The organism is Chitinophaga sp. ARDCPP14 (assembly GCF_051362515.1).
Taxonomy (GTDB): domain Bacteria; phylum Bacteroidota; class Bacteroidia; order Chitinophagales; family Chitinophagaceae; genus Chitinophaga.
In genome coordinates, this window is record NZ_JBKIXB010000016.1 from 25931 (window position 1) to 52221 (window position 26291).

The 26291-nt window shown below is 47.1% G+C and carries 23 protein-coding genes; 8 read left to right on the top strand and 15 right to left on the bottom strand.

Translation table 11 applies throughout. From position 1 onward, the window contains the following. Window positions 1-21: 21 nt before the first annotated feature. The 3 genes from ACLHR0_RS30000 to ACLHR0_RS30010 all read right to left on the bottom strand — a co-directional run bounded on the left by ACLHR0_RS30000 (window position 22) and on the right by ACLHR0_RS30010 (window position 4245). Window positions 22-2646 carry a glycoside hydrolase family 2 protein gene (locus tag ACLHR0_RS30000; protein WP_436491495.1) on the bottom strand — a complete coding sequence of 875 codons (2625 nt, stop codon included), beginning with the start codon at window positions 2644-2646 and terminating at the stop codon, window positions 22-24. Between the two features lie 163 nt (window positions 2647-2809). Then, window positions 2810-3250, bottom strand: coding sequence for an SRPBCC family protein (locus ACLHR0_RS30005; protein ID WP_436491496.1), 441 nt, complete (start codon window positions 3248-3250; stop codon window positions 2810-2812). Window positions 3251-3252: 2 nt separating this feature from the next. Next, window positions 3253-4245: a GlxA family transcriptional regulator gene (locus ACLHR0_RS30010; RefSeq protein ID WP_436491497.1), complete on the bottom strand. Its 993-nt coding sequence runs from the start codon at window positions 4243-4245 to the stop codon at window positions 3253-3255. Window positions 4246-4367: 122 nt separating this feature from the next. On the opposite strand from ACLHR0_RS30010, the gene ACLHR0_RS30015 reads away from it, so the two are divergent. Next, window positions 4368-4787 (top strand): VOC family protein, encoded by a 420-nt coding sequence (locus ACLHR0_RS30015; protein WP_429049820.1) that lies wholly within the window; start codon window positions 4368-4370, stop codon window positions 4785-4787. A gap of 4 nt (window positions 4788-4791) precedes the next feature. Here ACLHR0_RS30015 and ACLHR0_RS30020 read toward each other — a convergent pair whose 3' ends face one another. Further along, complete coding sequence (locus ACLHR0_RS30020) at window positions 4792-5268, bottom strand: VOC family protein (RefSeq protein ID WP_436491498.1); 477 nt, start codon at window positions 5266-5268, stop codon at window positions 4792-4794. Window positions 5269-5583: 315 nt separating this feature from the next. Beyond that, window positions 5584-6741, bottom strand: coding sequence for an MFS transporter (locus ACLHR0_RS30025; protein WP_436491499.1), 1158 nt, complete (start codon window positions 6739-6741; stop codon window positions 5584-5586). 118 nt (window positions 6742-6859) lie between these two features. Between ACLHR0_RS30025 and ACLHR0_RS30030 the strand changes: the two genes are divergently transcribed. Continuing rightward, window positions 6860-7747 carry a LysR family transcriptional regulator gene (locus ACLHR0_RS30030; RefSeq protein ID WP_436491500.1) on the top strand — a complete coding sequence of 296 codons (888 nt, stop codon included), beginning with the start codon at window positions 6860-6862 and terminating at the stop codon, window positions 7745-7747. A gap of 55 nt (window positions 7748-7802) precedes the next feature. After that, the gene (locus ACLHR0_RS30035) at window positions 7803-8636 is read left to right on the top strand and encodes a ThuA domain-containing protein (protein ID WP_436491501.1); all 834 of its coding nucleotides are present in this window, start codon (window positions 7803-7805) and stop codon (window positions 8634-8636) included. A gap of 40 nt (window positions 8637-8676) precedes the next feature. Here ACLHR0_RS30035 and ACLHR0_RS30040 read toward each other — a convergent pair whose 3' ends face one another. Then, window positions 8677-9843 (bottom strand): hypothetical protein, encoded by a 1167-nt coding sequence (locus ACLHR0_RS30040; RefSeq protein ID WP_436491502.1) that lies wholly within the window; start codon window positions 9841-9843, stop codon window positions 8677-8679. An 866-nt stretch (window positions 9844-10709) separates the two neighbouring features. Continuing rightward, window positions 10710-13091, bottom strand: coding sequence for a glycoside hydrolase family 2 protein (locus ACLHR0_RS30045; RefSeq protein ID WP_436491503.1), 2382 nt, complete (start codon window positions 13089-13091; stop codon window positions 10710-10712). A gap of 307 nt (window positions 13092-13398) precedes the next feature. On the opposite strand from ACLHR0_RS30045, the gene ACLHR0_RS30050 reads away from it, so the two are divergent. From ACLHR0_RS30050 to ACLHR0_RS30065, 4 genes are all read left to right on the top strand, one after another. Continuing rightward, a complete protein-coding gene (locus tag ACLHR0_RS30050) occupies window positions 13399-14847 on the top strand; it encodes a circularly permuted type 2 ATP-grasp protein (protein WP_370907550.1) in 1449 nt (482 codons plus the stop codon). A 16-nt stretch (window positions 14848-14863) separates the two neighbouring features. Beyond that, the gene (locus ACLHR0_RS30055) at window positions 14864-15799 is read left to right on the top strand and encodes an alpha-E domain-containing protein (protein WP_429049838.1); all 936 of its coding nucleotides are present in this window, start codon (window positions 14864-14866) and stop codon (window positions 15797-15799) included. A gap of 13 nt (window positions 15800-15812) precedes the next feature. Continuing rightward, complete coding sequence (locus tag ACLHR0_RS30060) at window positions 15813-16799, top strand: transglutaminase family protein (RefSeq protein ID WP_436491504.1); 987 nt, start codon at window positions 15813-15815, stop codon at window positions 16797-16799. Window positions 16800-16997: 198 nt separating this feature from the next. Continuing rightward, on the top strand, window positions 16998-18218 hold the full coding sequence (locus tag ACLHR0_RS30065; protein ID WP_436491505.1) for a glycosyltransferase family 87 protein: 1221 nt from the start codon (window positions 16998-17000) through the stop codon (window positions 18216-18218). 39 nt (window positions 18219-18257) lie between these two features. On the opposite strand, the gene ACLHR0_RS30070 is transcribed toward ACLHR0_RS30065, so the two are convergent. From ACLHR0_RS30070 to ACLHR0_RS30080, 3 genes are all read right to left on the bottom strand, one after another. After that, on the bottom strand, window positions 18258-18842 hold the full coding sequence (locus tag ACLHR0_RS30070) for a PhnA domain-containing protein (RefSeq protein WP_436491506.1): 585 nt from the start codon (window positions 18840-18842) through the stop codon (window positions 18258-18260). 95 nt (window positions 18843-18937) lie between these two features. After that, window positions 18938-19876, bottom strand: a complete 939-nt coding sequence (locus ACLHR0_RS30075; protein WP_436491507.1) for an alpha/beta hydrolase — start codon at window positions 19874-19876, stop codon at window positions 18938-18940. 101 nt (window positions 19877-19977) lie between these two features. After that, window positions 19978-21084, bottom strand: coding sequence for a calcium:proton antiporter (locus tag ACLHR0_RS30080; RefSeq protein ID WP_436491508.1), 1107 nt, complete (start codon window positions 21082-21084; stop codon window positions 19978-19980). Between the two features lie 121 nt (window positions 21085-21205). On the opposite strand from ACLHR0_RS30080, the gene ACLHR0_RS30085 reads away from it, so the two are divergent. Then, window positions 21206-22192, top strand: a complete 987-nt coding sequence (locus ACLHR0_RS30085) for a metallophosphoesterase family protein (protein WP_436491509.1) — start codon at window positions 21206-21208, stop codon at window positions 22190-22192. Between the two features lie 43 nt (window positions 22193-22235). On the opposite strand, the gene ACLHR0_RS30090 is transcribed toward ACLHR0_RS30085, so the two are convergent. The 5 genes from ACLHR0_RS30090 to ACLHR0_RS30110 form a co-directional block, all read right to left on the bottom strand. Further along, on the bottom strand, window positions 22236-22628 hold the full coding sequence (locus ACLHR0_RS30090; protein WP_436491510.1) for a response regulator: 393 nt from the start codon (window positions 22626-22628) through the stop codon (window positions 22236-22238). A gap of 116 nt (window positions 22629-22744) precedes the next feature. Next, window positions 22745-23485 (bottom strand): hypothetical protein, encoded by a 741-nt coding sequence (locus tag ACLHR0_RS30095; protein ID WP_436491511.1) that lies wholly within the window; start codon window positions 23483-23485, stop codon window positions 22745-22747. Between the two features lie 10 nt (window positions 23486-23495). Further along, window positions 23496-24470 carry a hypothetical protein gene (locus ACLHR0_RS30100; protein WP_436491512.1) on the bottom strand — a complete coding sequence of 325 codons (975 nt, stop codon included), beginning with the start codon at window positions 24468-24470 and terminating at the stop codon, window positions 23496-23498. A gap of 65 nt (window positions 24471-24535) precedes the next feature. Next, window positions 24536-24859, bottom strand: coding sequence for a S24 family peptidase (locus ACLHR0_RS30105; protein ID WP_436491513.1), 324 nt, complete (start codon window positions 24857-24859; stop codon window positions 24536-24538). Between the two features lie 347 nt (window positions 24860-25206). Continuing rightward, window positions 25207-26178: a 3-keto-disaccharide hydrolase gene (locus tag ACLHR0_RS30110; RefSeq protein ID WP_436491514.1), complete on the bottom strand. Its 972-nt coding sequence runs from the start codon at window positions 26176-26178 to the stop codon at window positions 25207-25209. Window positions 26179-26291 lie beyond the last annotated feature (113 nt).

The window sequence follows — 26291 nt, forward strand, 5'->3', positions numbered from 1 at the left end:
AGATGCCTGCAATATGTTTGATTATTGAATAGCGATATACTGGCGTTTTACGTTATGACCATAAATTTCTACCAGCGCATCCTTACTGGTGGCGGTTGCGCCGCCGCTGATGCTGATCGTTTTTTGATCGCCTGGTAATACAGAAATATAATTATCGCTGTAAAATACCGGTAAGATCCTTTTCTTGTTCTGTGCATTTACCAGTGATAGGTGGTTGAAAAATGCCACAGGGCCTCCTGCCGGATTGCTGATAGTTACATTAATACTGTCGCCTCCCGCTTTCACGGCCGTTAGCTTCACACCTGCTGCCGGCATTTGTGCTAACCCGGAATAATTTCCTTTGGCATCCGGCAACCAGTACAGGTTTTCATCTACCACCTGCTGCGCGGCGTTCAGCAAGCGCAAAGAGAAGAACAATCCCTGCGGCGCTTTTAATTTATCCAGGAGCGGTTTCATATTCATGAATGGCTGCACCGTGGTGGGTCCCACCTCTACAAATACCTGTGTGAGCAGGCTATCGTTGCCCTGCATGTCGTATGTTTTTAATTCCAGCATCAGGTCGCGGGCGTATTGAAAGGTGTTATTTACGGCCATTACCATTCCCTCTTCCGGGTTATACATCACATGCAGCGGGGTGGCTCCTTTGCGGGTACCATACAGGCAGGCATTGGGGTCAAGATAGTAATCATACATTTGTCCGCGCAGGGCAGTCCAGGGGTTTTGTGTTTTCCAGATGATCACACCGGTATACCAATCCCACATATGTGAACTGATACCTTCCATTAAACCGCGGTACTGGTCGTAGTTTACTAGCTGTGCTTTGTTGGCCCACTCTCTTAAATCATTTGTTTTTCCATAGGGATCCACGGCTTTGTTATAAGCGATATACTTATGGTAATCCCATACGGCGTCGGTTTTGCCGGTTTGCTGGTTGGGCGGCACCAGGTTTTCCGTGGGTAAAAATCTTTCCAGTGACTCATAATCGCCGGTGCCTACCGAACCTACTTCAGAGTTAAACGGAAAGGTGCGCGTGCTCCAGAAGGTGGACAGTGGCTGAATGCCGTAAGGACCGTCGCCGTTACCACCCAGCGTGTTGTGCGACATGCTGTCTGAATTGGAGTAGTCGAAGAAATAGCGGGTGCCGTCCAGTGACGGAATAATAGAATCCTTCATGGCGGCGAACAAATCTGCCGGAGGCGTAATTTCATTTCCCCCGCACCAGAAAGCCAGCGAGGCATGGTTGCGTAACATTTTCACCTGGTCGGCTACACTTTCGAGGAACAGGGAATGATTGTCGGGGTATTTGCGGCGGGTCCACTGGTCGTCCTTTTTCATGGGGTCCTGCCATCTGCCGTTACAGTCGCCTGAGATCCAGAAATCCTGGAACACCAGCAGGCCGTACTTATCACAGGCTTCGTAGAACTCCGGTCTTTCCGTAAGACTGCCGCCCCAAATCCTGATGAGGTTCAGGTTCATATCGCGGTGGAAGCGTACTTCCGCGTCATATCTTTCTTTAGTGAAGCGGAACATGGCATCGGAGGTAATCCAGTTGCCGCCTTTAATAAATATCTTCTGACCGTTGACCGCCACTTCCCTGCTGCCGGTGTGTGCATTCCAGTACGTTTGAATTTCACGCACACCGAATTCCACGGCTTCCTGGTCATCCGTTTTACCGTTGTTTATAAACTGCAGCTGCAGCTGGTAGAGTGATTGCGGGCCATAGCCGGCGGGCCACCATAACAGCGGTTGTTTCAGCAACAAGTCCGGTAGTTGCACGATGGCGGTGGCATGTGGCGGCAAGGCTACTTTCTTTGTGATGCGGTTCCCTGCGAGGGTGTATTGCAAAGTACCGGTAACAACCCTGGCAGTGGCATTTTCCAGCGTGGCTCCCACCTGCAGGGTAGCCGGCGCCTGTGGGCCCTGTGGCTGGCGGACGCCGGATACGCGGGTAATGATGTGCGGGTCTTTAATCCTTACGGCGCCGGTTTTTTCAATGGTCACTTTATCCCATATGCCGGTGTTGCGGTCGCGCATGGGTTGGATCCAGTCCCACCCCGCGGTATACTGCGGACCATTATTTTTTGCGATGGTACCATCGCCTCCCTGCCCACCGTTGGGGTTACCCGGAAACTGGGGCGGGTACACGATTACAGCGAGACGGTTTTTACCGTTCTTCGCCAGGAAAGGAGTAATGTTATATGTTTGGCGGAGATAGGCGCCATAGTGAGTGGTTTTATTTACGCGATGCCCGTTCAGATAAATATCGCAGCCATCGTTTACTGCCCGGAAGTGCAGCCATACCTGGGCGTCGCCGGTGGCCGGCTGTTCTGTAAAGTCCTTTACAAACCAGTAGGTGTAATGATCACGGCCAACGTGATAGATGTCCGGAATCTTTTCATTGTTCATGCCGTACATCGGATCGGGCACCTGTTTATTATCCAGCATCGTGGTGAGCACCGTGCCTGGTACGGTGGCCGGCGTCCAGCCGGAGAGTGTATAGCCTGGATCTGAGAGCTGCTGACCGGTAACTTTTACACCAGCAATATTGCTGCATTGCCATCCGCTGTTGAGTTCATATTTTTCCTGCGCTGATAATCTTAAAAAAGACAACATCAGCAGGCAGGAGATCGTTGATTTCCGAAACATAGTGCTTTTTATTTTTACGGGCCCGTAGTTACCTGATACAATAACCGCAAAGATAGCACAACTGTATTCCGGATCAAAGCATGTCCATTTTTTTGGTCAGAAAACAGGAAACCCCTTCGCCTGCCGTGCCGGCAGGCGAAGGGGAACATTAGTTGATAACAGCTTACTGCTGTTCTGATAATTCTTTTACTTTATCCAGCGCTAATGGCCATGCTTTATTGAAATAGTCTTTAAACTCGTCAGCCAGGTCCATTTCTACCAGCAACTCCGTTTTGCCGTTGACGTTAGTCAGCGTATAATTTTCATATGCGCCGGCCCAGGCTTTTACTTTGTCGCTGGTGAGGTCTTCCACGCCGTTGTCAATTTCACCGAGGTGTTGAAACGACATAAATTCATTGGGCACCTTATCCGCAATCCTGGCCACCATACCGCGGTTACTGCCATCGTGGAATATTACCTTGCTTCCTTTCTCCCAGTTGGTATCTGCTTTAGAGCCTTCAGCAAAAGGAGCTGTCCACTGCGGATAGGAATTATCGCCCCAAAGTACTTCCCATACTTTTTCGCGTGGCGCATTGATGGTAGCTTTAAACGTTGTTTTTTCCATAACTATTCATTTACAGGGTTCATAATTTGTTTATTGTATTTGTTCCGGTACTCCAGCGGGGTAAGTCCTGTTACCTTTTTAAACATGGTCCTGAATGTTTTTGTATCGATATATCCTACGTCGTAGATGACTTCGTTGACGTTTTTTGTACTGGTTTCAAAATCGCGCTTGGCTGCTTCTATCTTTATCCGCTGAATATATTCTATCACCGTGTTACCGGTCGATTTTTTAAATCTTCTTTCAAAAGTTCTTCTCCCTATAGCCGACATATCAGACAGCTGTTCTACCGTGATCTTGTCCTGGTAACTGGATTCAATAAATTCCTGTGCTTTACGGATAGGTTCGTCGTTATGTGCTTTTTGTCCTTCGAAAATGATGAAAGGCGACTGGCTCTGGCGGTCTATATCAATGGCATATGCCTTGGCGGTAAGGATCGCAATATCCCTGCCGGCGTACTTCTCCACGAGGTAAAGGATGAGGTTGAGATAAGAATAGGCGCCGCCGCTGGTATAAATACGTTCTTCTTCCGTGATGATCCGGTTGTCCATCAGGTTTACATCCGGGTACATGGTTCTGAACTCCCGGGCCATTTTCCAGTGGGTAGCACATTGCTTGCCTTTGAGGAGACCGGTAGCAGCAAGGAAAAAAGCGCCCAGGCATAAACTGGCCACGGATGCGCCCTGCTCGTATTGCTGCCTGATCCAGGGAATAAAATCCTGGTTCATGGCTGCTGCGCGCGACTGATCCCCGTGCAGGGAAGGAATGATGATCAGGTCTGTTTTCTTTACATCGTTTATCAGCACCTCCGGAGAGATGGTAAATAAACGGTTACGCTGGCTTACTTCGGCTGTTATTCCAACCAGCTGTACCTGGAACATTGGCTCCCGGCCTTTTTCCGCAAGGAAGTTATTAATATCCGTTAAAATCTGGTAGCTGCCTTCGATGTTAACTAAACTGGTGTGCCCGAGGGGAACCAGGATGGAAATATGTATCATACGCTGCAATTATAATAGTTTATGCCGCAATTACCCTGAGAATTGTCGCTTTACACCCCTGTTACTTCCCGTAACCCTTACGATTTTTGCATTATAGTTTTCACACAAAAATCCGGTTAAAAATGACCATGATCCATACCTACCTTACTTTCAACGGTAACTGCCGGGAGGCAATGACTTTCTACAAAGATTGTCTGGGTGGAGAGCTGAAGATTCAAACCATCGGAGAATCGCCTGTTTCAGCAGAAATACCCGCTTTTATGAAGCCGTTTATATTACATTCCAGTCTTACCAAAGGCAGCCTGGTACTCACTGCGTCCGACATGGTGCCTGACGCGGGACTTACAGCCGGCAATACCGTTTCTTTATTATTGAATTGCAACAGTGAAGACGAAGCCAGAACTTTTTATGCCCGTCTTTCCACGGATGGTATTCCTACGCATCCGCTGGAAAGTACTTTCTGGGGGGCTTTATTCGGTGGGCTTACTGATAAGTTTGGTCTTCACTGGCTTATTAATTTTGAAGGTAACAGCCGGCAATAATTATTTATTTCCCGTTAAACGCTTTTTCCAACGCTGCGATATCCAGCTTCACCATTTTCATCATTGCCTGCATCGCTCTGCCGGATTTTTCTTTATCAGGATCAGTCAACAATTTAGTCATAATGGTAGGCGTGATCTGCCAGGATAAGCCAAATTTATCTTTCAGCCAGCCGCATTGCACTTCGCTTCCGCCGTCTGCGGTAAGCTTCGACCAGTAGTAATCTACTTCTTCCTGGGTTTCGCAATATACCGTAAAGGAAACAGCTTCTGTGAACGGAAATTGCGGTCCGGCGTTAATCGCCAGGAACTCCTGTCCTTCCAGGTGAAAGGTAGCTGCGAGCAGTGTACCGGCAGGAATTCCCATACCTTCCTGGTAATATGACTTATCGGTCACTTTTGAATTTTTGAAGATAGATGAGTAGAAGCTGATCGCTTCTTCTGCATTCATATTAAACCATAATGATGGGGTGATCTTTTGCATAACGATAGATTAGAATTTTACAGATTTTCATTTCGTTACAAAGATACCCGTCGTCTTTCTCTTATTGAAGGTGCAAAAGCGACATTCTTTGGGGGCACTTGCGACAATTGCGCGCGGATTTTGTCTTTCTCAGGATTACGCTGATTTTACTGATTAGCTGGATTTTTACTTTTGGATTTTTTTGGATTTTTAGATTTAAAAAAATTAAGAGAGATGAAAGCGGATTCGCTTTTATCTCCCTTAACTATATTATTAAACATATTATCAGGAAAATCTAAAAAAATCCAAAAGTAAAAATCCAGCTAATCAGTAAAATCAGCGTAATCCTGAGAAAGACAACCTCCGCGCTGTCAGCACTTCTTTGAGTCCCATCATGAGCAGGGAGCCGGCACCGAAGAGCAGCATCACCCAGGGAGCATTATGGATGCCCTGCGAGGTGATGATCCAGCCGCTGACGGCCGTTCCCAGGGTAACACCCATGTTGCCGAAAGAGATAGATAAGCTGGTGGCAAACCCCGGGGCTTCTGGCGCAGCGGCCACCATGTAGGCTTGCGCTGTGATAAAGCAGGGTGTGTGCAGGAAACCCCATACAATAACGAGTGGTACTGCGAACAGCGGCAGATAGTAAATACCTATGGACACCAGCGTGATGGCAATGAGAGAGGCAGCCATTGTACCGGTTACACTTTTGCCCAGCAGTTTGCCGGCCAGGAAGTTGCCGGGCACGCCGGCTGCGCCAAACAGGAGCAGCATTACGCCCACTTCGCCGGTGGACATATGATTTACTTTTCCCAGATAGTCCGCAAAATAGCTGTAGGTGGAAAACATGGCCGATACCATAAACACGTTCATGATACTGCTGGCCAGGAAGGCGGGTTTGGTGAGTATTTTCAGCTGCGCGCCATAAGATGGTTTTTCTGTAGCCGGCATCGATGGCAAAAAGGCAAGGATGGCTATCAGCGCAATCGCACTTACAATGGTTTGCACTACAAACGATAACTGCCAGCTGTTATAGATCCCTGCCAGCCAGGTGGCAAACGGGATAGTCGTTACCGTTGCAATGGCAATCCCGCTCATCACGACGGCCATCATTTTATGCGTGTGCTTTTTATCGGCCGCACCGGTAGCCGCAGCGATAGCCGTGGAAATATATACCGGCTGCAGGAATGCCGGCAACATCCGCACCACCAGTAACAGCCAGAAGGGAGGTGATAAGGAGGACACCACCCCTGTTATGAGAAAAATGGAAATGCTGACAGCCATCAGTGTTTTACGGTTACATCCTGATAACCAGAGCGTCATCAGGGGTCCTCCTAATGCAATAACCAGCGCGAATGCGCTTAACAGCGTTCCTGCCTGGTCGATAGAAATGTTGTAATACGCCGCCAGTTGCGGGAGTATCCCAATAACACCAAATTCCGTGGTGATGATGCCGAGTAAACCAAGACTTCCGATATATGCGATTCCTTTCATTTGCTTTGCTGTTGAATAATGCCGGACTTTTTTTGCTGGTACAAAAGTGAGTATGTAAATCATATAAAGAAAATAATATGATTTATCAATCGTCATAAAAATATTTATAACTTGCAGGATGGTTAATCTGGAGTGGTACAGAACATTTAAAGCCGTATATCAAACCGGCTCGCTGACAGCGGCGTCAAAGATGCTGTTTATTTCGCAGCCGAATGTAAGTCAGCATTTATCCGCGCTGGAAGCGCATATCGGGAAACAGCTATTTGAGCGCAAACCCAAACTGGTGCCTACCGATTATGGTAAGCTATTTTATACGCAGGTAGTGGAGCCATTGGAAAAGCTGGAAAATGTGGAAGCGGATTTCCGTTATTTCTGCATCACCAAACAATTACCGAATATCCACATCGGCGCCGTAAAAGAATATTTCCAGGCAGTAGTAGCCAAACGCATCAGCGAGGTGCAGGCGAATATTATCATTGAGTTTGGCCTGACCAAAGACCTGCTGCGGCGGCTGCAGAAAGGCGATCTTGATTTCCTCATTGCCACGCAGCTGATAGAAGAAAAGAACATCATCTATGAACCCATTCTCCGGGAACAGTTCCTGATTGTATCCCACCCGGATCTTGACACCAAACCATTTAAAAACTCCCTGAAAAAGAAATCACTGGATGAAGCGGAGTCGTGGCTGCTGAAACAGCCATGGTTTGCCTATAGCAGCGACCTGCCCGTGATACGGCGTTTCTGGCTGGAAAACTTCCGCAAGCGTCCCGCTATCAAACCACAGTTTATTATCCCGGATATGCAAACGATCCTGCAGGCGATCAGCTGCGGCAACGGGCTTACTATCACTGCGGATTACATGGTAAAAGAAGGCATTAAAAAAGGAGAACTGAAAGAAGTATGGCGGGGCAATGTACCCGCCAGCAATACGCTGTACCTTGCCTACGACAATACCCGGATGGCTACCGACCGGGTAAAAATTGTACGGGATCTGCTGCAGCTTTAACCGCTTGCTGAAAGAAATAGTTTATTTTGTAGTACTGAACGATCATTTACTATTTATGAAGCTAAGATTCCACCTAAGCACCCTTTGGCTTATTTTAAGCCTGTTTGGCAGCGCCATGAGCCAGGCGCAGTCCACTCCTCCCCGGTTCCGGGTTATCGCCTTTTATACGGCTAAAAACGACCAGGCCCACATCAGCTTTGTACATGAAGCCAATAAGTGGTTCCCGGAGATGGCCGCAAAATACCAGTTCAGCTATGATTCCACCAACAACTGGCAAAACCTGAACACGGCGTTCCTCTCCAGGTACCAGGTAGTGATCTTCCTGGACACCCGCCCTGAAGACCCGGCGCAACGCGCCGCCTTCCGGCAGTATATGGAACATGGAGGCGGCTGGATTGGTTTTCACTTTGCGGCGTTCGCGCTCACCCCTTCGGATGTGCCTCAAAACTGGGACTGGTACCACAACACCTTCCTGGGTTCGGGTTCCTATGGCAGCAATACCTGGCGCCCTACCTCCGCGGTGCTGCGCGTGGAAGACCACCGGCATCCGGCCACCAAAAACCTGCCGGATACTTTCTCCGCCGCACCCAATGAATGGTACCGCTGGAGCAATGATCTGCGCAAAAACCCGGACATCAGGATACTGCTGTCGGTAGATTCCAGCAGTTTCCCGCTGGGCACAGGTCCAAAGCAGCACGAGATCTGGCACAGCGGCTATTATCCCGTAGTATGGACTAATAAAAAATATAAGATGCTATACCTGAATATGGGGCATAACGATATCGACTATGAACATCATACCAATAAGGAATTATCTTCCACGTTTGCGAATGAAACGCAGAACAGGCTGATACTGGATGCACTGGAATGGATGGGGAGGAAGCAATAAAAGGCTACGCACCGGAGGTATACCGGTGCATAGCTTACGGTTATTTAGCCTGTAAAGTGGCGATAGTTTGCTGTTGTGCTGCAACCTGTTTATTTAAACGTTCTACGTTTTTATTCAGCTGAATAATATACAGGGTGAGTTCTTCTACCTTCTTCAGCAACTGCTGATCAAAGTCGCCCAGGTCCAATCCTTTTTCAAGTACTTCTTTTTCGGAAGGAATACCTTCCAGGTGTTTTTCGGTTGTTACAAAATGCTCCACCTGTTGCAGGGATGGCAACTCATACTCCGGATGAAATACATAATCTGCCCAGGCGCCTTGCTGTACCTTCACACGGCGCGCGCCGATCGTGCCTTCTACCGTGAGTTTGTAATTGGCTGACGGGCTGGAACTTCCAATACACATGTTGCCGGTGTTTCCGTCAGCTGCCATAAAATAGTTAGCAGCACCACTTCCGTCGGAGTGCATATTTGAAAAATACAAATTTGCACCGGAAGCGCCCAGGCCAAATGACCTTGTGGCGCCGGCAAACTCAATAGCGGAACCATTATACAATTTCATTGATTTCTTCCAGGCATTGGTCGTCCAGGTTGGGCCTCCTTCCACATCCAGCCGTGCTGCTGAAGTAGCTGCTCCCACACTGAGATTTCCCTGTATTGCGATCGCATCAGTCGGTACAAACGGCAGCACATTTGTTACGTTATCATCTTTTACTAAAATGAGCGACTCTCCACTTGCATAACCTGTAAATGAAAAACCTAACATGGCATAGCTATTCGCTATTTCAGTCGCCAGATAGGTTTTCCCGTTATAAACAAGCGTTACTAACCTTGTTATTTCATTGTAGCTGATCAGCGTACCTTTATTCATATTATTGGCTGTTGCAGTATTTATGTCAACCGTCCACCTCCTGTAGTATGCTACAGTTCCTCCCCTTATACCGGTAACCCTTCCCATCACATGCATATCTGCCATCGGAGTTCCGGTATAAATCTCGTGCAGCAATATATAATTCAGGCCTTGCGAATCTTCCGATTGCCCAACAATAGGCCGGTTCACATAATAGTTACGGCCGTTATCAGATACCTGCAACTTACTTACAGGATTAAGCGTTCCTATGCCTACATTGCCGGTAGTACCAATCACATTGGTTTGGGCCTTTACACTTGTAAAAGCAAATACAAAAAGTACAGGGAGTAATTTTTTCATGAGATTTTATTTTTCAGATATAAATTCCGGGCAGACAGAAAACAGGGCAAGGCTACGTTGCAAGTCAGGGATGCTACAATAACTGAAGGGTAACGGGTTAACCATTCTGAACACTTTCCGTCCGGGAACAAAGGAAAGGAGAAAGAACAAAAGTATTGCTCACACCTTTGTGTTAATCTATGCAAAGGTTGTCTTATTCAGGATTAGGTTGATTATACTGATTACTTTGATTTTATTTTTTGTTTGGAGATGGGTATTTAAAAAGAGATGACGTGAAGACGGGATAGCTCATGCTTCACACATACCTTACACATGCTTTGCATTTACTTTATACGTGCTTTTGACCTGCTTTTGATGTGGAGATGACGTGGACTTGATCGGTAATGTATTGTTTATCAATACGCTATAGTGGGTTTTGAAATATTCTTTAGACGGGATTCATCAGAGAAACAAACTGGATATCAATGCTTTAGCCACATTATAAAGATAAACATAATCAGGCAAAAAGACAACAGCTGCATTTTTTTAGATTTAAAAGATGGGGAAGATAAAAGCGGAGACGCGGATTTTGTCTTTCTCGCTGATTACGCTGATTATACTGATTTATTTGATTTTACTATTTGGATTTTTTAAAGGATTTGGGGAGATAAAAGCGGAGACGCGGATTTTGTCTTGGCTCAGGATTACGCTGATTATACTGATTACTTTGATTTTACTTTTTGGATTTTATAAGGATTTTAAAGGATTTGGGGAGATAAAAGCGGATATATTCGCTAACATCTCCCCAAATCCTTTAAAATCAAAAAGTGATCAAATCAGCGTAATCAGTATAATCAGCGTAATCCTGAGAAAGACAAAATCCGCGCTTAATTCATAAACGCCTCTATCTTTTTCTTCTCGTCCAATTTCACAAACTGGCCATATTTATCCAGGTACTCCCGGGCTACTGTTTTGAATCCGGCCTTATCCTGTTTATTGAGCAGATAGATTGTTCTTGCCCGCAGGTATATTTCCTCGCCGGGTGCGCCGTAAGGCTTTACGGCAGCGTAAATGGCGGCCCAGTCGGGGTTAGCGCCATTATCCGGTACAGCGGGCGCAATCAGGTCCTGGTAAATAAGGTTCATCATTTTTACGGCCGATTGCCTGGCGCCCATAGCTTTATCGATGGCTTCCATGTTATCGCGGATAATGGAGAAGCCGGTGTCGCGGGTGCTGCCGGTTACCTGCATTACATAACGAAGGTCTTCTTCCGAATACGGCTGTTTCATGACCGCGAAATAGTCGGCTCCTGCCAGGGCGGCGCCATCTTTATCGCCGGCCTGCACGGCCAGCATAGCCAGTTTTCTCAAAAATTCCGGATCTTTTTTACCATCAATGTACTCCTGCAACATGGCGCTGTAAATAGCGGTGGGTTCTGTGAGATCGGCGTCCTGCGCGGCGACTGCGGGAATGGCGCCCATGTCTTTATTGAGGGGTGCATGGATTTTTCTTATTTCGGCAAACGGAATTTTCACTACTTCACGGTCGTAGGTGAGCAGTCCGTTTTGTTCTCCTTCCACATCAAAGGGCTGGGTGTAGATGCTGGCAGATAAGCCTTGCCGTTCCAGTAATTGCAGGTGCTGGTTCATGACCGCGTATTTCGATTTCAGTGCGCCCGGCTTTTCCTGGATATATCCCCAGGCGGTATTGGTGTTCCACTGATGATCAGCGATGAATACACCGATACCGCCGAATTCGCCCAATACGCGGGCTTTCCCCGGCATTTTTATGGCGTTCATGGGGTTGGGATAACTGTGTACATCGGTCAGATCGGCGCCAATGTATGCATCCGGACTCGGACTGCGGAGTTTTTCATTTACATACAGGTATTCGCCGGAGTGGCCGTTGACGAGGCGGGAAGGATCGCTGCGTTTGATCCATTCCGTTAAACGCTGCTGATCAAACTGTCCCCATTTTTCGTTGAACAATACCCAGGTAGTAACGCAGGGATAGTTGTGCAGTTGAGCCAGCGTTTCTTTGCATTGCTGTTCAAAGGCGGCTTTGGCGCCTTCCGGAAGACTGTGATTGGGACTTACCATATCCTGCCATACCAGCATGCCGAGTTTATCTGCCCAGTAATACCAGCGGTCCGGTTCCACTTTGATATGTTTACGGATGGTATTAAAGCCCATTGCTTTGATGGCTTTGATATCAAATGCCAGCGCTTCATCGGTGGGCGCAGTGTATAAACCATCGGGCCAGAAACCCTGATCCAGTGTGCCGAGGTTGAAGTAAGGTTTGTTGTTGAGGAAAATGCGGTCCACTCCTTTTTCATCTTTTGCAATGGATACTTTGCGCATACCGAAATAACTTTTCACTTCATCTTTAACGGTATTGCCTTTCAGCAATTTCACGGAAAGGTCGTACAGGAAAGGGTTGCCGGGCGACCATAACGTGGGGTTTTCCAGCCTCAGCTGCAGTGGTGCGCCGCTTTTGCCTTTCACTTTACCTGCGGGCTTACCGTTGGCGGAGGCGATGGCTTCTAGGGTGTATCCGGCAGGTGCGCTTACGGTGAGGTTCAGTTGTTGCTTGTCTATATCCGGCGTGAAATTTAACCCGGAGATATAATCTGTGGGCACTTTTTCCAGCCATACGGTTTGCCAGATACCCGAGCTGGGGGTATAATAAATATTAGCGGGGTTGAGTACCTGCTTGCCGGAAGGGCCCACGCCCCTGTCGGATGGATCGTAGATCTTCAGCACCAGGATGTTTTCACCATTCTTTACAGCATTGGTGATATCGATGGTAAACGACGTATAGCCGCCGGTGTGACCACCCACTTCTTTGCCGTTGAGATATACTTTGCTTTGCCAGTCGACCGCACCAAAATGCAGCAATGTTCTTTCGCCGGCAGCCTGGCTGATATCAATTTTGCGGCGGTACCACAGTCGTTGTTCGGGAAGCAGTGTTTTCTTTACACCCGACAAGGCCGATTCCAGCGGATAAGGCACGAGTATTTGTCCTTCGAAGTTATACGGCGCTGCTTCATCAGCGCCGGTGATAGCATATTCCCAGAGGCCATTGAGGTTTTGCCAGTTGCCCCGTTCCAGCTGTGGACGCGGATAAGCGGTGAGTGCATTTTGCGGGCTCACTTCTTTCGCCCACCTGGATTGAATAGCAACGGGCTTCATTTTATACGTGGTTTGTGCCTGTAGCGGGCAAAGGCCGGATAATAACAGCGCAGCGGCTAGTAATGGTGTTCTCATCATGGAGTTACTTATTTCTTTGTGGTTAAATTGAGTGGTTGACAGGGTTGTGATCTTCAGTTCATCTTAATGGCTAAAACAGGTACGGCAGCAAAATATACATAATTCCCGATGAATAAACGGACTTAACTTTTAAGGTTTGTTAATCTGTATATTTTGCATTTTCATTAATATTATATTTTACAATAATGTTATATAATCATCTCTATAATTAAAAAAATAAACAACATCTCTTTATTATAATTAACATTTTATTCATAAATTATACAAAAACAATCTCATCCCATGGCATAATTAAAATATTACTAAAATGAATACTATAAACCTCAACCGCTATGATCACATCTCCGATACCTGGGATGAAATGTACATTGCCGATAATCACCTCCGGGAGCAATACCACCGGATTATCAGTTACCTGGAGAATGAATCTGCCAACGACCTCAATAAAAAAGAAGAACTGGCGAAACGGCTGTTTATGAGCCAGGGGATTACCTTTACGGTATACGACAGCGGAGAAGGGATTGAAAAGATCTTTCCGTTTGATATCATCCCCCGCATCATCACCTGTGCCGAATGGACCTTTATTGAAAAAGGTATTAAACAACGTCTGAAGGCCCTGAACCTTTTTCTGAAAGATGTATATAATAACCAGTTTATTATCCGCGACGGCGTGATCCCCGCCTCGCTGATCTACTCCTGCCCCCATTTCCTGCGGGAAATGCACCAGCTGAATGTACCTTACGATATCTACATTCATATTGCAGGGATAGACCTTATCCGGGATTACGACGGCACCTTTTACGTACTGGAAGATAACCTCCGCACGCCTTCCGGCGTAAGTTACATGCTGGAAAACCGTGAAATCACCAAGCGGCTTTTCCCCGATCTCCTGCCCCAATGCAAAGTGCGCAGCGTAACGGAATACCCGTCTATTCTCTATAAAAACCTGCTGTCACTCTCGCCGCGGGCTGTCGCTAATCCTACCATCGTTTTGCTCAGTCCGGGTATGTACAACTCCGCCTACTATGAACACACCACGCTGGCCCGTCTCATGGGCGTGGAACTGGTGGAAGGCCGCGACCTGGTAGTACGCGATCAGAAAGTATACATGAAAACCACCACCGGTCTGCAACAGGTAGATGTGATCTACCGGCGTGTGGATGATGAGTTCATAGATCCGCTGGTGTTCAACCCTAAAAGTGTGCTCGGCGTAGCCGGCCTCATGAGCGCCTACCGCAAAGGCAATGTAGCCATCATCAACGCCACCGGCAACGGTGTAGCCGATGATAAAGCCGTGTACAGCTACGTACCGGACATGATCAAATATTACCTGAATGAAACACCACTGCTGCAAAACGTACCTACCTACAGTTTGGGTAACCCGGAACATAAGGAATACGTCTTCCAGAACATGCACAAAATGGTGATCAAAAAAACCAACGGAAGCGGCGGCTACGGCATGTTAATGGGGCATGCCGCCTCGGAATCTGAAATAGAAAATTATAAAAAAGAAATACTGAAAGATCCCCGCAATTTCATCGCACAGCCCACTATCAGCCTGTCTACCGCCCCTTGTTACCTCGATGGCATGCTGCAACCACGCCGGGTGGACCTGAGACCTTATGCCCTCGTTGGGCCAGACGGCATCTCTATTGTTCCCGGCGGATTAACCAGGGTAGCCCTGAAAGAAGGCTCCCTCGTAGTAAACAGCTCACAGGGTGGCGGCAGTAAAGACACCTGGGTACTGGCATCATAAACTAAAACACAAGCCTATGTTAAGCAGAGTAGCCTCCAGTTTATATTGGTTGAGCAGGTATGTAGAAAGAAGCGATGGTATTTTAAGAATGCTGAAAATAAACTACGCATCTTCACAGGACACCATCCAGGAATTTACCTGGACGCCGGTGATCCGTATTTCTTCCGGCAGAAATGAAGCTGAAATATCTTCTATCAAAAACGATAGCCGGTCGGTGATCGAGTACCTGCTCTTTAACCGCGATAATCCCAATTCTATTATCAACATGATCACGCTGGCCCGTGAAAATGCCCGGAGCGTGCAGGAACATATTGCGAAAGACCTCTGGCAGTGCCTCAATGAATACTATCATACCGTAAAAGATCCGAAGCTGCTCTGGTATGTACAAAAAGATGATCCTGTTACCGCGCTGGATATCCTCATTAAGCAGGTAATGCTTTATTACGGTACTGCAGGCAGTATCATGGAAAGAGGCGAAAGCAGGAGCTTTATGAGCATTGGTAAATACCTGGAGAGAAGTATACAGTCCATCGATATCCTGGACATCAAGTTTATCTCTATCTCCAATAATCCCGACCTGCTCACGGATACCTCTTACTGGCAACACCTGCTTTTATCGCTGGGCGGTTATGAGCTTTACCTGAAAACCTACCGTAAAGGCTTTGAAGCGGAAAACGTGCTGGAACTGGTCATGCTCAACAACGATTTTCCCCGGTCAGCAAAATATTCGGTCAACAATATTCACCGGTATTTCGAACGACTGAAAAGTGATAAAAATATTGAACACTATAATAAATTGTCGTTTAACATCGGGCGACTGAACAGTACCATCACCTACAGCTCCGTAAACAGTATGAAAGCGGAAGGGCTGCATCCCTATCTTGTTAAGATCAGGAGTGAGCTGTATGGCATCGGGAACCTGCTGAATGAATACTATTTCGCAAACGCTTAACCATCGCATTATTATGCCTGTTTTCAGAATAAAACATATCACGCATTACACTTATGAAACACCGGTGCGGGACAGTGCCAACCAGATCATTTTGTATCCTGTAAAAGACGATTACCAGAGAGTGATCAAACATGATCTGAGTATCTCCCGTCACCCGGAAGTGGAAACGTTCAAAGATTATTATGGCAATGAAGTAGGTATTTTCACCCAAACGGATCCGCATCATGAATTGAAAATATTCTCGGCCATCGTTGTGGAAACCATTCCGCGGCCACTGCCCACCGATGTGCTCCTTCCTGCCACCCAATGGCAGATGCTCGAGGATATCCGCTACGACGTAGCATTTATTGATTATCTCAAACAGGAATTTTTTGAAAGCGTGGCCTCTTTACGGCAAATTTCGCTGGACCTGAAAGAAGACACTGATACGCCGTTCAAAACAGCGGTGCGTTTCTGCGATTATGTATACACGCATTTCGATTATATCAAAGGAGTGACAACTGTGGACAGTACCCTTGATGAGATCCTGCTGTTACAGGCAGGCGTATGCCAGGATTTTGCGCACCTGTTAACCGCGATGCTGCGGTTCACTCAAATTCCGGCGAGGTATGTGAGCGGGTATATTTGCCCGAATAAAAACGGTATGCGCGGCGAGGGCGCCACCCATGCCTGGGCAGAAGTGTATATTCCCGAATATGGCTGGCTGGGGCTGGATCCCACCAACAACTGCATCGCGGGGGAGAACCATGTAAAGCTGGCAGTAGGGCGTAACTTCAGCGACTGCTCACCGGTGAAAGGCGTATACAGCGGCGGAGCAGGCCATACCCTGGATGTGACGGTATCAGTAGGTTACGACGACCAGGACCAGTTTGATCCTGAACCATTTTTCCCTGCCCAGCCCGCCATGAGCAGTACTGTTGCGGCCGAGCCTGTAAAAAACAGTTACCAGCGCCACCTGGAAGAAATGATGATACAGCAACAGCAGCAGCAGCAACAATGAATTCCAGGATTACACCGGCTAATGGCGGGATTCCGTCTGCGGAGCCCGCCGGCGCCGGTTTGGTCCGCTAAAAGCCATCTGTTGATTTATATCTTAAAACAATTTGATAATTCACAAATAAAGAAAAATTTATATAGTTTTGCCTTGACCCTTTATGGGAGAACGATCACTACAACTGTCACAACTTAAAAGAGTACAATGCAAAGCTTAGCCATAAAAGGCCGCTGGGATGCTTTTTGTAATACCATCAGCAAAATTCCGCCGAAATACCTGTATGCTTTATTTTTATTAATGGCGGTAGGCATCTCCTTTCATTCCTGGTATTCTTCGCAGGACATGGAAAGATGGACCCGTTATAATAACTTCCTGATCTTTAAACACGCATTCGCGCACCTGGTACACAACCAGGACCTGTACGTATTATACGAATCTCAGTATTACGATCTGTATAAATATAGCCCATCGTTTGCCCTGTGGATGGGCGCTTTCGCCTGGATGCCGGACGTGCCTGCGTTGATTTGCTGGAATATTATGAATGTGGTGGTATTTATTATCGCTATCAGAACACTACCGGTAAAGAAAGAAAAGCAATCGATCCTGCTGTTATTTTTGGCTATAGAGATGATGATTGCGCTCACCAGCTCCCAGATCAACGTATTCATCACAGGCTTTTTCATCCTGGCCTGGCATAGCATGGAAAATAAAAAGATCTGGCTGGCAGCATTGCTGCTGGTAGTAACCGTATACATTAAATTATTTGGCATAGTGGCCATGTCGCTGTTCCTGTTATATCCTGACCGCTGGAAAGCAGCGTTATACACGGTGTTCTGGACCGTTGTCATTGCGGTGATGCCTTTGCTCGTGATTTCCTGGGATCAGCTGCTGTTTCTTTACAAAAGCTGGGGACACCTGCTGGCCAACGATTACTCCGCTTCCTACGGCGTGTCTGTGATGGGATGGTGGCATACCTGGTTTGATATGGATATCTCCAAACAGCTGTTCATGCTTTCAGCAGCGGCCGTATTCATGTTACCGTTCATACCCATCCTTTATAACCGGGAATCGAAATTTAACCTGAGCATGCTGGCTTCTGTGCTGATATGGGTAGTGATCTTTAACCACAAGGGGGAATCCCCTACTTATATTATTGCGCTCACCGGTGTAGCGATCTGGTATTTTACGCAGGAGCGGCCTTCCACGTTAAATACAGTACTGGTGGTGCTTACGCTGGTATTCACCTCCTTCTCTTCTACCGATCTGATCACGCCTTACTGGATTGCCAGAACTTATGTAGAGCCTTACGCCGTGAAAGCGGTATTCTGTTCGATAGTATGGCTGAAAATAGTGCTGGAACCATTTTTTGCTACTTCCCCGGAGCCGGGAACGATTACAGCAGAGAAGCTGCAGCGCGCAGCATAAAGATAAAACGAAAGGGAAGGCTGGATGGCCTTCCTTTTTTTATGCGTTTTGTTTTCTTACGTATTTGGTGAGGATCACGATGAGTTGTCCTTCTATCTTTCCTTCTATTTGTTCTGTATTATCCGGTACGAGACGGATATTCTTTACCACCGTACCCATTTTTGCATTTAGGGTAGAACCTTTCACATCGAGGGACCTGGTAAGAATAACGGTGTCGCCATTTTGCAGGATGGCGCCATTGCTATCCCTGTGCAAATCCACCGCACCATCGTTTTCATGATCGCCGGTAGCTTTCGCCCAGGCGAGCGCTTCATCGTTCAGGTAAATCATTTCCAGGTTATCTGCCGCCCAGCTTTCCTGTTTTAACCGGTTCAACATGCGCCAGGATACCGTCTGCACACCCGGAATTTCGCTCCACATTGATTCGGTTAAGCAATGCCAGTGGGTACTATCCAGCTCTGCTCTTTTCTCAATCTGCGACTGACATTTCTCACAGATGAAGATACAATTATCCTGATCACTGTAGGTCTGAGGAGGCACTTCATATACATTCAGCGGTTCTTCTGATTTGCATAGTTCGCACTTGTTTTCACTCCTTGTTAGTAATAGTTCGTTCAGCTTCATAATATCCTTTATAAAAAAATGTGCACGAAGGTAACGTTTTTTGTCCCGGGAAATGCCCATTTTCTTATTTGCCTGGAGTGATTTAACATACCCGGCTAAAAATGTTTACGGATAAAAGCGGCTGTTTCATTTATTGCCATTTTTCCTTCTTCTATCATACCACCCATTTGAAAGAAGCCATGGATCATACCTTTATACAGGGTTTCCTGAACCGGTACCCCGCTTTTGCGAAGCGCTGCAGCATAGGCTATTCCTTCATCTCGCAAGGGATCATATTCTGCTGTAATAACCAGTGCAGGCGGCTGTCCTGTGAGATGCTGCGCCAGCAGGGGCGCAGCATCCGGGTGTTGCCGGTTTTGCGGATTGGGAATATATAATGACCACGCCAGCTCCGCTCCCGCCAGATCAAGGTTCAATCCTTCTGCAAACTCTTTCCATGATGGCGTTTGCAGGGAAGCATCGGTAACCGGGTAAATCAGCGCCTGGAACCGTAACGCGGGGCCGCCATGCTCCCTTGCATGACGGGCAATTACAGCAGCGAGTGCAGCCCCGGCACTATCACCGGCTACGCCTATACGATTTCCATCCACCGCTAATTCCCCTGCATGATCTGCGATCCACTGCACCACGGCAGTGCCTTCTTTCAGTCCCCGGGGAAAAGGATGTTCCGGCGCCAGGGCATAGTCCACCGATACCACCACACAATCTGCTGCATTGGTTAATGCACGCAGGGGCGTATCGTGTGTATCCAGGCTGCCCATATAAAACCATCCGCCATGAAAATAAACAGTTACCGGCAGGCCGGCCTTATCCGATGGCCTGTAAATGCGTACGTTTACAGGGCCTTCAGTAGTATGCAGTGTGCAGTTTTGCACCACTTTTACAGCTGCGGGTGTGCCGGCCATTGGTATAAACCGGTGGTAAAAATCGCGGGCAGCCGTAACGGGATCTGTTTGTGCAGGAGCAGCGGGGATATGATTGATATAGTCTAATGCCGCTTGTACGGTGGGTTTAAATGCCAGGTCTGTGATCATGTGATGTACTTATTTGTTTTATGATCACAAAACTGGCATTCCTGTAGCTATAAAGAAAATAATATAGTTTATTGTTACCTATAAGAATATTTATACAGCAATTATGGCACTACAGTAATAAATAAATAAGTAGCCAGTATCACCAATAACACAATTCCCTGCAGGATATTGGTTTTCCCTGCATTAAAAGAAATGCTGATGGTAAAAAGTGAGAGGATGAGCAGCAGTGTGGATTTGGCATCAATACCGAGCGTAATTTTGAAGCCAAGCGTATAAGAGACGATGGCTACAGCCGGGATGGTGAGACCAATACTAGCGAGTGCGGAGCCCAGCGCCAGGTTCAAACTTGTTTGCAACCGGTTTTGTGAAGCCGCCCTGATAGCTGCCAGTCCCTCCGGCAGCAGGATAACCGCTGCAATGATAACGCCTACCAGGGTTTTGGGCGCACCCAGGTTCACCACAATGGTTTCAATAACAGGCGATAACTTCTTCGACAGCAACACCACTACTGCCAGCGCTATTAATAAAAATACCAGGCTCACGGTGGTGGTGAGTCCGGAAGGCGGAGCAGCATGTATATCTTCATCACCCGGCGGCGCATCTTTAGGCAGGAAATAGTCGCGGTGACGGACGGTTTGCACGGCCACAAAACCGCCATACAACACCAAAGAAATGATAGCCACAAATATCAGCTGGCTGTTTGAATAAACAGGCCCCGCTTCGGTAGTCGTATAATTTGGTAAGACGAGGGTTAAAACGGAGATCGCCGTTAACGCGACCAATGCGGCACTGACACCAGCTTTTATAAACGCCTGCTCCTTGAAACGATAGCCTCCTATAAACAACGACATGCCGATGATACCGGAAAGGATCAGCATAATGGCGGCGAACACGGTATCTCTTGCGAGCGTTGAGCCCTGGTCCGCTTTATTCAACATGATGGATACGATCAGTGATACTTCTATCACTGTAATTGCCAGTGCCAGGATAAGCGTACCATAAGGCTCTCCTACCTTATGCGCTACTACTTCCGCATGATGCACGGCAGATAATACCACAGCGATAAGGGATAGTCCCATCACCGCCGATAAAACGCCATTTTGCTCTCCTGCGAATCCTAATAATACCAATCCGATTAGAGGACTGATAAGACACCATAACGGGAGCGTAATTTTCCATTTCCTGTAGAGAAAGTGATTGAATGCCATTTGTTTAATTTACAAAACTTTAGGCACATGGCCGCATTCAGCAACGGAGAGAATTTGCAGGCAAATGATTTATGCTCCTAAGAATATCCTATCTTCCTAAAGTTTAGTAAAAACAGTGAACATGTTGAAACGTAGAAATTTCATCAAAAACTTAGGCCTGTCCGGAACCGGATTGCTACTGGCCTCCCGCACATTATCCATGCCCGTTAGTGCACCTGCAGCCGGGAATAAACTGCTCCGCTTCGGCGTTATTTCTGATCTGCACCACCTGCAGTTCGGGAAATCGGAAGAGCCACGGTTGAAATCCTTTATGGATGCGGTAATGAAAGCTGATCCGGATTTTATCATACAATGCGGGGATTTCTGCCGTCCGGCAAAGTCAGAGGGTATCATGACTGAATGGAACCGGTTCAGGGGGCCCAAATATCATGTGCTGGGCAATCATGATATGGATGTATGCGACAAAGCCACGATCATGAAATTATGGAGCATGGAAAAGCCTTATTACTCATTTGACCAGGGCGGTTATCATTTTGTGGTGATGGACCGGAATTTTTTGCTGAAAGAAGATAAAACACTGGAAGATTACAATAACGGTAACTGGGGACCTCTCCCTTCTCCGCTGCGGAGTTTCACCGATGCGCCGCAACTGGCGTGGCTGAAACAGGACCTGGCAGCGGCGGAATATCCTGTTATTGTTTTTATGCATCAACCGGTTTTCCTGAGCGACTTTTTCCAGGAACTCGGAAATGCAGATGAAATCCTGGCCATTTTTGATGAAGCGAACCTCGCAGCAAAACAACAGGGTAAAAACTCCCGGGTAACAGCTGTGTTTATGGGTCATGACCACGACGACCGGTATGGGGAAAGAAATGGCGTACATTATATCCTGCTGAACAGTGCTACGTATGTGTACACCGAATCAGGCGCCCATTTTTACGCCGACTCACTCTATGCTTTTGTAACCCTTGATCCGTCGGGATGGATGCGTATTGAAGGCCGGACTACCCATTACCGCGATGAGGTGCCCGAAAAAATAAAAGCGCAGTTTCCCACCAGTATCAGCGATCACGCTATCCGGTTATTTTCACGGAAAGAGAAGCCGTGACAACAGGGCGCATTTTAAACCGGCCCGGAAACGTTTTCAGCCATCAGCCGGTAGGCAGCAGGCTGTACACCACCTCATACAGTTCGTTAATGCGGAAAGGTTTCGCTAACAAACTGTCGGCCTTACATTGGCTGATGGATTCTTCAGGATAATTCCTGGCGGAGAAAAGGATAACCGGCAACTTTGCTTCGTCAGGCGAGGATTTAATATCCCGGCATAAATTCCGCCCGTCATAATTACCCATGGCAATATCCATCAGCAGCAGGTCAGGAGCGAACTGCGAGATACTCTGATGAAGCTTTGCAGGGTCTTCCAGGGTCATCACGTCCATGTTTTTTCTGGAAAGGACGAGGGATACTGCTTCAAGGATATCAGGATTGTCATCTACAACCAGAATCTTCCAAATGTGGATTGTTTTATTTTCATGAACATTCACATCGGGAACGCGTTGGCCATGCCTCCCACAGATCAGGCTGTAAAGGTAAAACTGTTTTTCATTTGAAATATTGGCACAGCACGCTTTTTTCCCAGCCTTACTTTGAATGGCTTCCTCTACTCCCTGTAATAATCTTTCAGGCTGCCATTTGGGGTGAAGCTGATGAAATACCGCTCCCGGCTGCCATTGATGGACTGGGGATACCAGCTGATGCTGTTTCCATTAAAAATGCCGTAAATATGTTCAAGGGGTTTTGCGCCGGCGATATCTGCTGCTTTACGGTGATAGTTCCTGTATACAGCAGCAACGCTGGCAAAACTGATCTCATCGAGACCAACCAGTGATTTGCTGATATCATCGCGCACAGACATCTGCACCGGTTTGGGTTCCTCCCATTTGCCATCGTTATAGTTGTATTCGTCAATATAGGCGGCGTTCTGCGGATGCTGAACCGTTACATTTATTCGTCCGTCGTTATAAAAATGAATGGATCTGTAGAGATGGATACTTTTGCCTGCAAAGGCCGGCAATTCGCGCAGCGCGTGTTCGGCAGCATTCAACTTTACGGCATTACTAAGAAAATCATGGTCGCCGGATGTTGTAGTGGAGTTATGTATAATCGTGGTGCCATTGCGATGTTCCACAACAGTAGTATTGGTGCTGGTACTCGTACTCAGGTGGGTACTGGTGCTGGAACTTGTGGTGGTGGTGGTTTCGTCCTGGGTAGCCGGAAGATCTTTGTAGCTGCTGTCGGTATCACTGCCATACAGGGTATCATGTATGGATTCCCGGAACTGGTTACAGGACATACACATCACCACTACTACTATAATGCCGGTCATCTTTTGTAAACGCATCTTCATAATTTTAATCAGCTATATCACTGGCAAATATTACCTGTTGAGGATTTTCTTTCAGATAAAAAACCGGGACAGACTCCTGCCTGGTCATGCCCAGATCCAGGAGCGGCACTATTTTTTTTAACGAAGCAGTATGGGTTTTTCCTGCATCATCCTGGTAGCGCAACTCAAAGCGTACCTGCGGCTGTTCATTAATATAAGTGCCTGTTTGCTCGGCAGAAACTATCTGTGCATCTGTACGCAAGCCGTAGTACTTAAGCTGCAACGCATTGCCTGGCGTGCCTGTAAAAAGTTTCAACAGCCAGCCCAACCCGATCCCGCTCACCAGCATAATCAATGGACATAAAATAAGCGGATGATAGAAAGCTATAAAGCGCCAGCCCCGTCCGTGGTTCTCTAACATATAGGAATATACGTAGTAGCCGGCTATTGCGGCAACAACCAGTAACCAGGCAAGGCACATCATGATGATCCGGCCTGCTTTTATTCCCACCGTTACGCCGTCCAGGGTTAAATGCGGCACTGCTTTAAGTTTATCATCAATCACCAGCGGAACGGTTTTACCCACCTCATAACGGTGCAGCTCCGGCTTGGTATCGTTTACCTGTAACTGTTCGGTGATTTCCGTGCCGCAGAAATTTTCAAGAGCGCAGGTGATCTCCCGGGTAACAACATCCTTACCTTCAGCGGGTAGTTCCTTGCTGGTTAACACACGTGCATTCTTTCTCACGCCTTCTTTTAAAAGACGCAGGATATTTTTCCTCATGATAAAAGGCAATACAATCCATTTTCTGAACCAGCGCTGGATCAATATCCCCCACAGTATTACAGACAGCGTCAACCAGGTAAGCGCCAGCCATGGCTGCGTGCCGCCATCCCCATCACTTACGCCATACCCGGTATTATAATAGATGAGCATGGGAAAAGGGATCGCAAAGAAAAGCATGTAAATGAACCAGAAGTAACTCCAAAAACCTTTCATTCAGCTAATTTATTTATTAAATTTAAGGGAAAGATGCTTACCATCTGTAAAAGACATTACGGGGTTCAGTCTTTTTTGTAGATCACCTTATTTTCACATTCACCGAGAATCACGCGGCCATAGATCACCTTCGTCCAGCCGTTTTCAAAACCGTGATTATTAGCTATGAGGTAACCTTTATTGGTATCTTTTTTAATCACCTTGTGTGCATCGATGTAGCGGCCTTTTACTTTGCAAAACACAATATCGCCAATGACGTATTCCGCTTGCTTTACAAAAGTGAGCAGGGTGCCGCTTTTCAAAATGGGTAACATAGAGGAGCCAAAGGCTTTCATTTTTCCTGTGCCGGTAGTTTCCAATCCGGACTTTAATCTTTCGTACTTGTTCATGTTGTTTTAATTGATTGAATAAAAATGGATGACCATATAGTAAATGATCGTAGTGCAGGCGCATGGAGTTACTGAAGCCAATATGCGGGAACGGTTAACTGAAACGGGCAAATTCAATTATAAGCATGATGGTGAAACACTGTTGGGCTACACAAGATGGGCGGGTATAACAAATGGTATGCTGTGAAATAACAAAACCTGCGGGCAGCGCAGGTATCAAACTATTTGGGGATACTGCCGGGGCATTTTCTATAAAGAACAACTGCCGCAAAAGTAATAAAATTTTCTATTCTCCCGGATAAAAAAAACGTGATACTGAATTTGTATCACGTTTTTTTTATGCTTTTTTATTTTGCAGGGGTAATGACGATGTTCCTGAATTCAATAGGACCGTGATCTCCCTGGAAATAGATCGGGCCGGGTTCACCTTCATTGCTATCCAATGCACCGCCGGTAATACCGGGAATGGCGGCATTGCATATGATAGTTTTGCCATTGGCAACAACCGTTACCAGGCGACCTACCAGGGTAATATCAAAAGTTTGCCATTGACCGGGGCCAAGCACCACCATGTCGTTTGGCACCAGGAATCCGTATACCCCACCAAACAGGTGACTGGATGGCGGATCTGTTTTAGGATTGTCGATGATCTGTGTTTCATAACGGCCCCTCAGGTAAACGCCGCTATTGCTACCTGCCTGGTAGCGGAATTCCACATGCAGCTTAAAGTCGGTGAACTTCTGTTCAGAGATCAGGTTAGCGCCGGAATGCGGGCTGGCAAGGATACCGTCCTTAACGATCCATTGGTTCTGACCCAGGGCTTTCCAGCCGGTGAGGTCCTTTCCGTTAAACAGTTTTACTGGTTTATCCCAGGTTGGTGCTGCCGTTCTTTTAAGATCCGGCGCTTTTACCCCGGTGAAAGCATAGGACTGTCCGTCGCTGGTATGGATTGTACCGCTTATCCCGGCATCGGTTACCGTGCCTTCCAGCGTCAGGTCGCGGTCTTCCTTTTCCCATTGCGGCGGGATGGAGAAGCTGAACCTGCCGTTGTCAAAATTCACTTTGGAGATAGGCCTGGCGCTGCCGCCGGTGCTTACAAAGCGACCTACCAGGGTTTTAAAACCGGAAAGCTCCACTTCCAGCCAGGAGGGCTTATCTACTCCATTTTCGCTGACCTTGATATCCCAGGCGCCAATCAGGGCCCCGCCTTTAACGGCTTCGGTCTTAATAGCCGATACCTGTGCCATTACACCGGAAGGATTAGCTAATCCCAGCCCCATGCAGCATATCAGACCTGCGATAATACTTTTTCTATTCATGTTCATGTCCATGTTTATTGAAGAAAGCTATAAAGATAAATATTTGATCCTGCTTCTTATAGCACTTTATCGGGTTTATTTAAACCAGCTCCCAAATCTATAATTATCGTGAT

What these genes read in the sequence shown, in the direction of transcription:
- ACLHR0_RS30000 (WP_436491495.1), bottom strand. Translation starts at nt 2,646, where the DNA reads ATGTTTCGGAAATCAACGATCTCCTGCCTGCTGATGTTGTCTTTTTTA.
- ACLHR0_RS30005 (WP_436491496.1), bottom strand. Translation starts at nt 3,250, where the DNA reads ATGGAAAAAACAACGTTTAAAGCTACCATCAATGCGCCACGCGAAAAA.
- ACLHR0_RS30010 (WP_436491497.1), bottom strand. Translation starts at nt 4,245, where the DNA reads ATGATACATATTTCCATCCTGGTTCCCCTCGGGCACACCAGTTTAGTT.
- ACLHR0_RS30015 (WP_429049820.1), top strand. Translation starts at nt 4,368, where the DNA reads ATGACCATGATCCATACCTACCTTACTTTCAACGGTAACTGCCGGGAG.
- ACLHR0_RS30020 (WP_436491498.1), bottom strand. Translation starts at nt 5,268, where the DNA reads ATGCAAAAGATCACCCCATCATTATGGTTTAATATGAATGCAGAAGAA.
- ACLHR0_RS30025 (WP_436491499.1), bottom strand. Translation starts at nt 6,741, where the DNA reads ATGAAAGGAATCGCATATATCGGAAGTCTTGGTTTACTCGGCATCATC.
- ACLHR0_RS30030 (WP_436491500.1), top strand. Translation starts at nt 6,860, where the DNA reads ATGGTTAATCTGGAGTGGTACAGAACATTTAAAGCCGTATATCAAACC.
- ACLHR0_RS30035 (WP_436491501.1), top strand. Translation starts at nt 7,803, where the DNA reads ATGAAGCTAAGATTCCACCTAAGCACCCTTTGGCTTATTTTAAGCCTG.
- ACLHR0_RS30040 (WP_436491502.1), bottom strand. Translation starts at nt 9,843, where the DNA reads ATGAAAAAATTACTCCCTGTACTTTTTGTATTTGCTTTTACAAGTGTA.
- ACLHR0_RS30045 (WP_436491503.1), bottom strand. Translation starts at nt 13,091, where the DNA reads ATGATGAGAACACCATTACTAGCCGCTGCGCTGTTATTATCCGGCCTT.
- ACLHR0_RS30050 (WP_370907550.1), top strand. Translation starts at nt 13,399, where the DNA reads ATGAATACTATAAACCTCAACCGCTATGATCACATCTCCGATACCTGG.
- ACLHR0_RS30055 (WP_429049838.1), top strand. Translation starts at nt 14,864, where the DNA reads ATGTTAAGCAGAGTAGCCTCCAGTTTATATTGGTTGAGCAGGTATGTA.
- ACLHR0_RS30060 (WP_436491504.1), top strand. Translation starts at nt 15,813, where the DNA reads ATGCCTGTTTTCAGAATAAAACATATCACGCATTACACTTATGAAACA.
- ACLHR0_RS30065 (WP_436491505.1), top strand. Translation starts at nt 16,998, where the DNA reads ATGCAAAGCTTAGCCATAAAAGGCCGCTGGGATGCTTTTTGTAATACC.
- ACLHR0_RS30070 (WP_436491506.1), bottom strand. Translation starts at nt 18,842, where the DNA reads ATGAAGCTGAACGAACTATTACTAACAAGGAGTGAAAACAAGTGCGAA.
- ACLHR0_RS30075 (WP_436491507.1), bottom strand. Translation starts at nt 19,876, where the DNA reads ATGATCACAGACCTGGCATTTAAACCCACCGTACAAGCGGCATTAGAC.
- ACLHR0_RS30080 (WP_436491508.1), bottom strand. Translation starts at nt 21,084, where the DNA reads ATGGCATTCAATCACTTTCTCTACAGGAAATGGAAAATTACGCTCCCG.
- ACLHR0_RS30085 (WP_436491509.1), top strand. Translation starts at nt 21,206, where the DNA reads ATGTTGAAACGTAGAAATTTCATCAAAAACTTAGGCCTGTCCGGAACC.
- ACLHR0_RS30095 (WP_436491511.1), bottom strand. Translation starts at nt 23,485, where the DNA reads ATGCGTTTACAAAAGATGACCGGCATTATAGTAGTAGTGGTGATGTGT.
- ACLHR0_RS30100 (WP_436491512.1), bottom strand. Translation starts at nt 24,470, where the DNA reads ATGAAAGGTTTTTGGAGTTACTTCTGGTTCATTTACATGCTTTTCTTT.
- ACLHR0_RS30105 (WP_436491513.1), bottom strand. Translation starts at nt 24,859, where the DNA reads ATGAACAAGTACGAAAGATTAAAGTCCGGATTGGAAACTACCGGCACA.
- ACLHR0_RS30110 (WP_436491514.1), bottom strand. Translation starts at nt 26,178, where the DNA reads ATGAATAGAAAAAGTATTATCGCAGGTCTGATATGCTGCATGGGGCTG.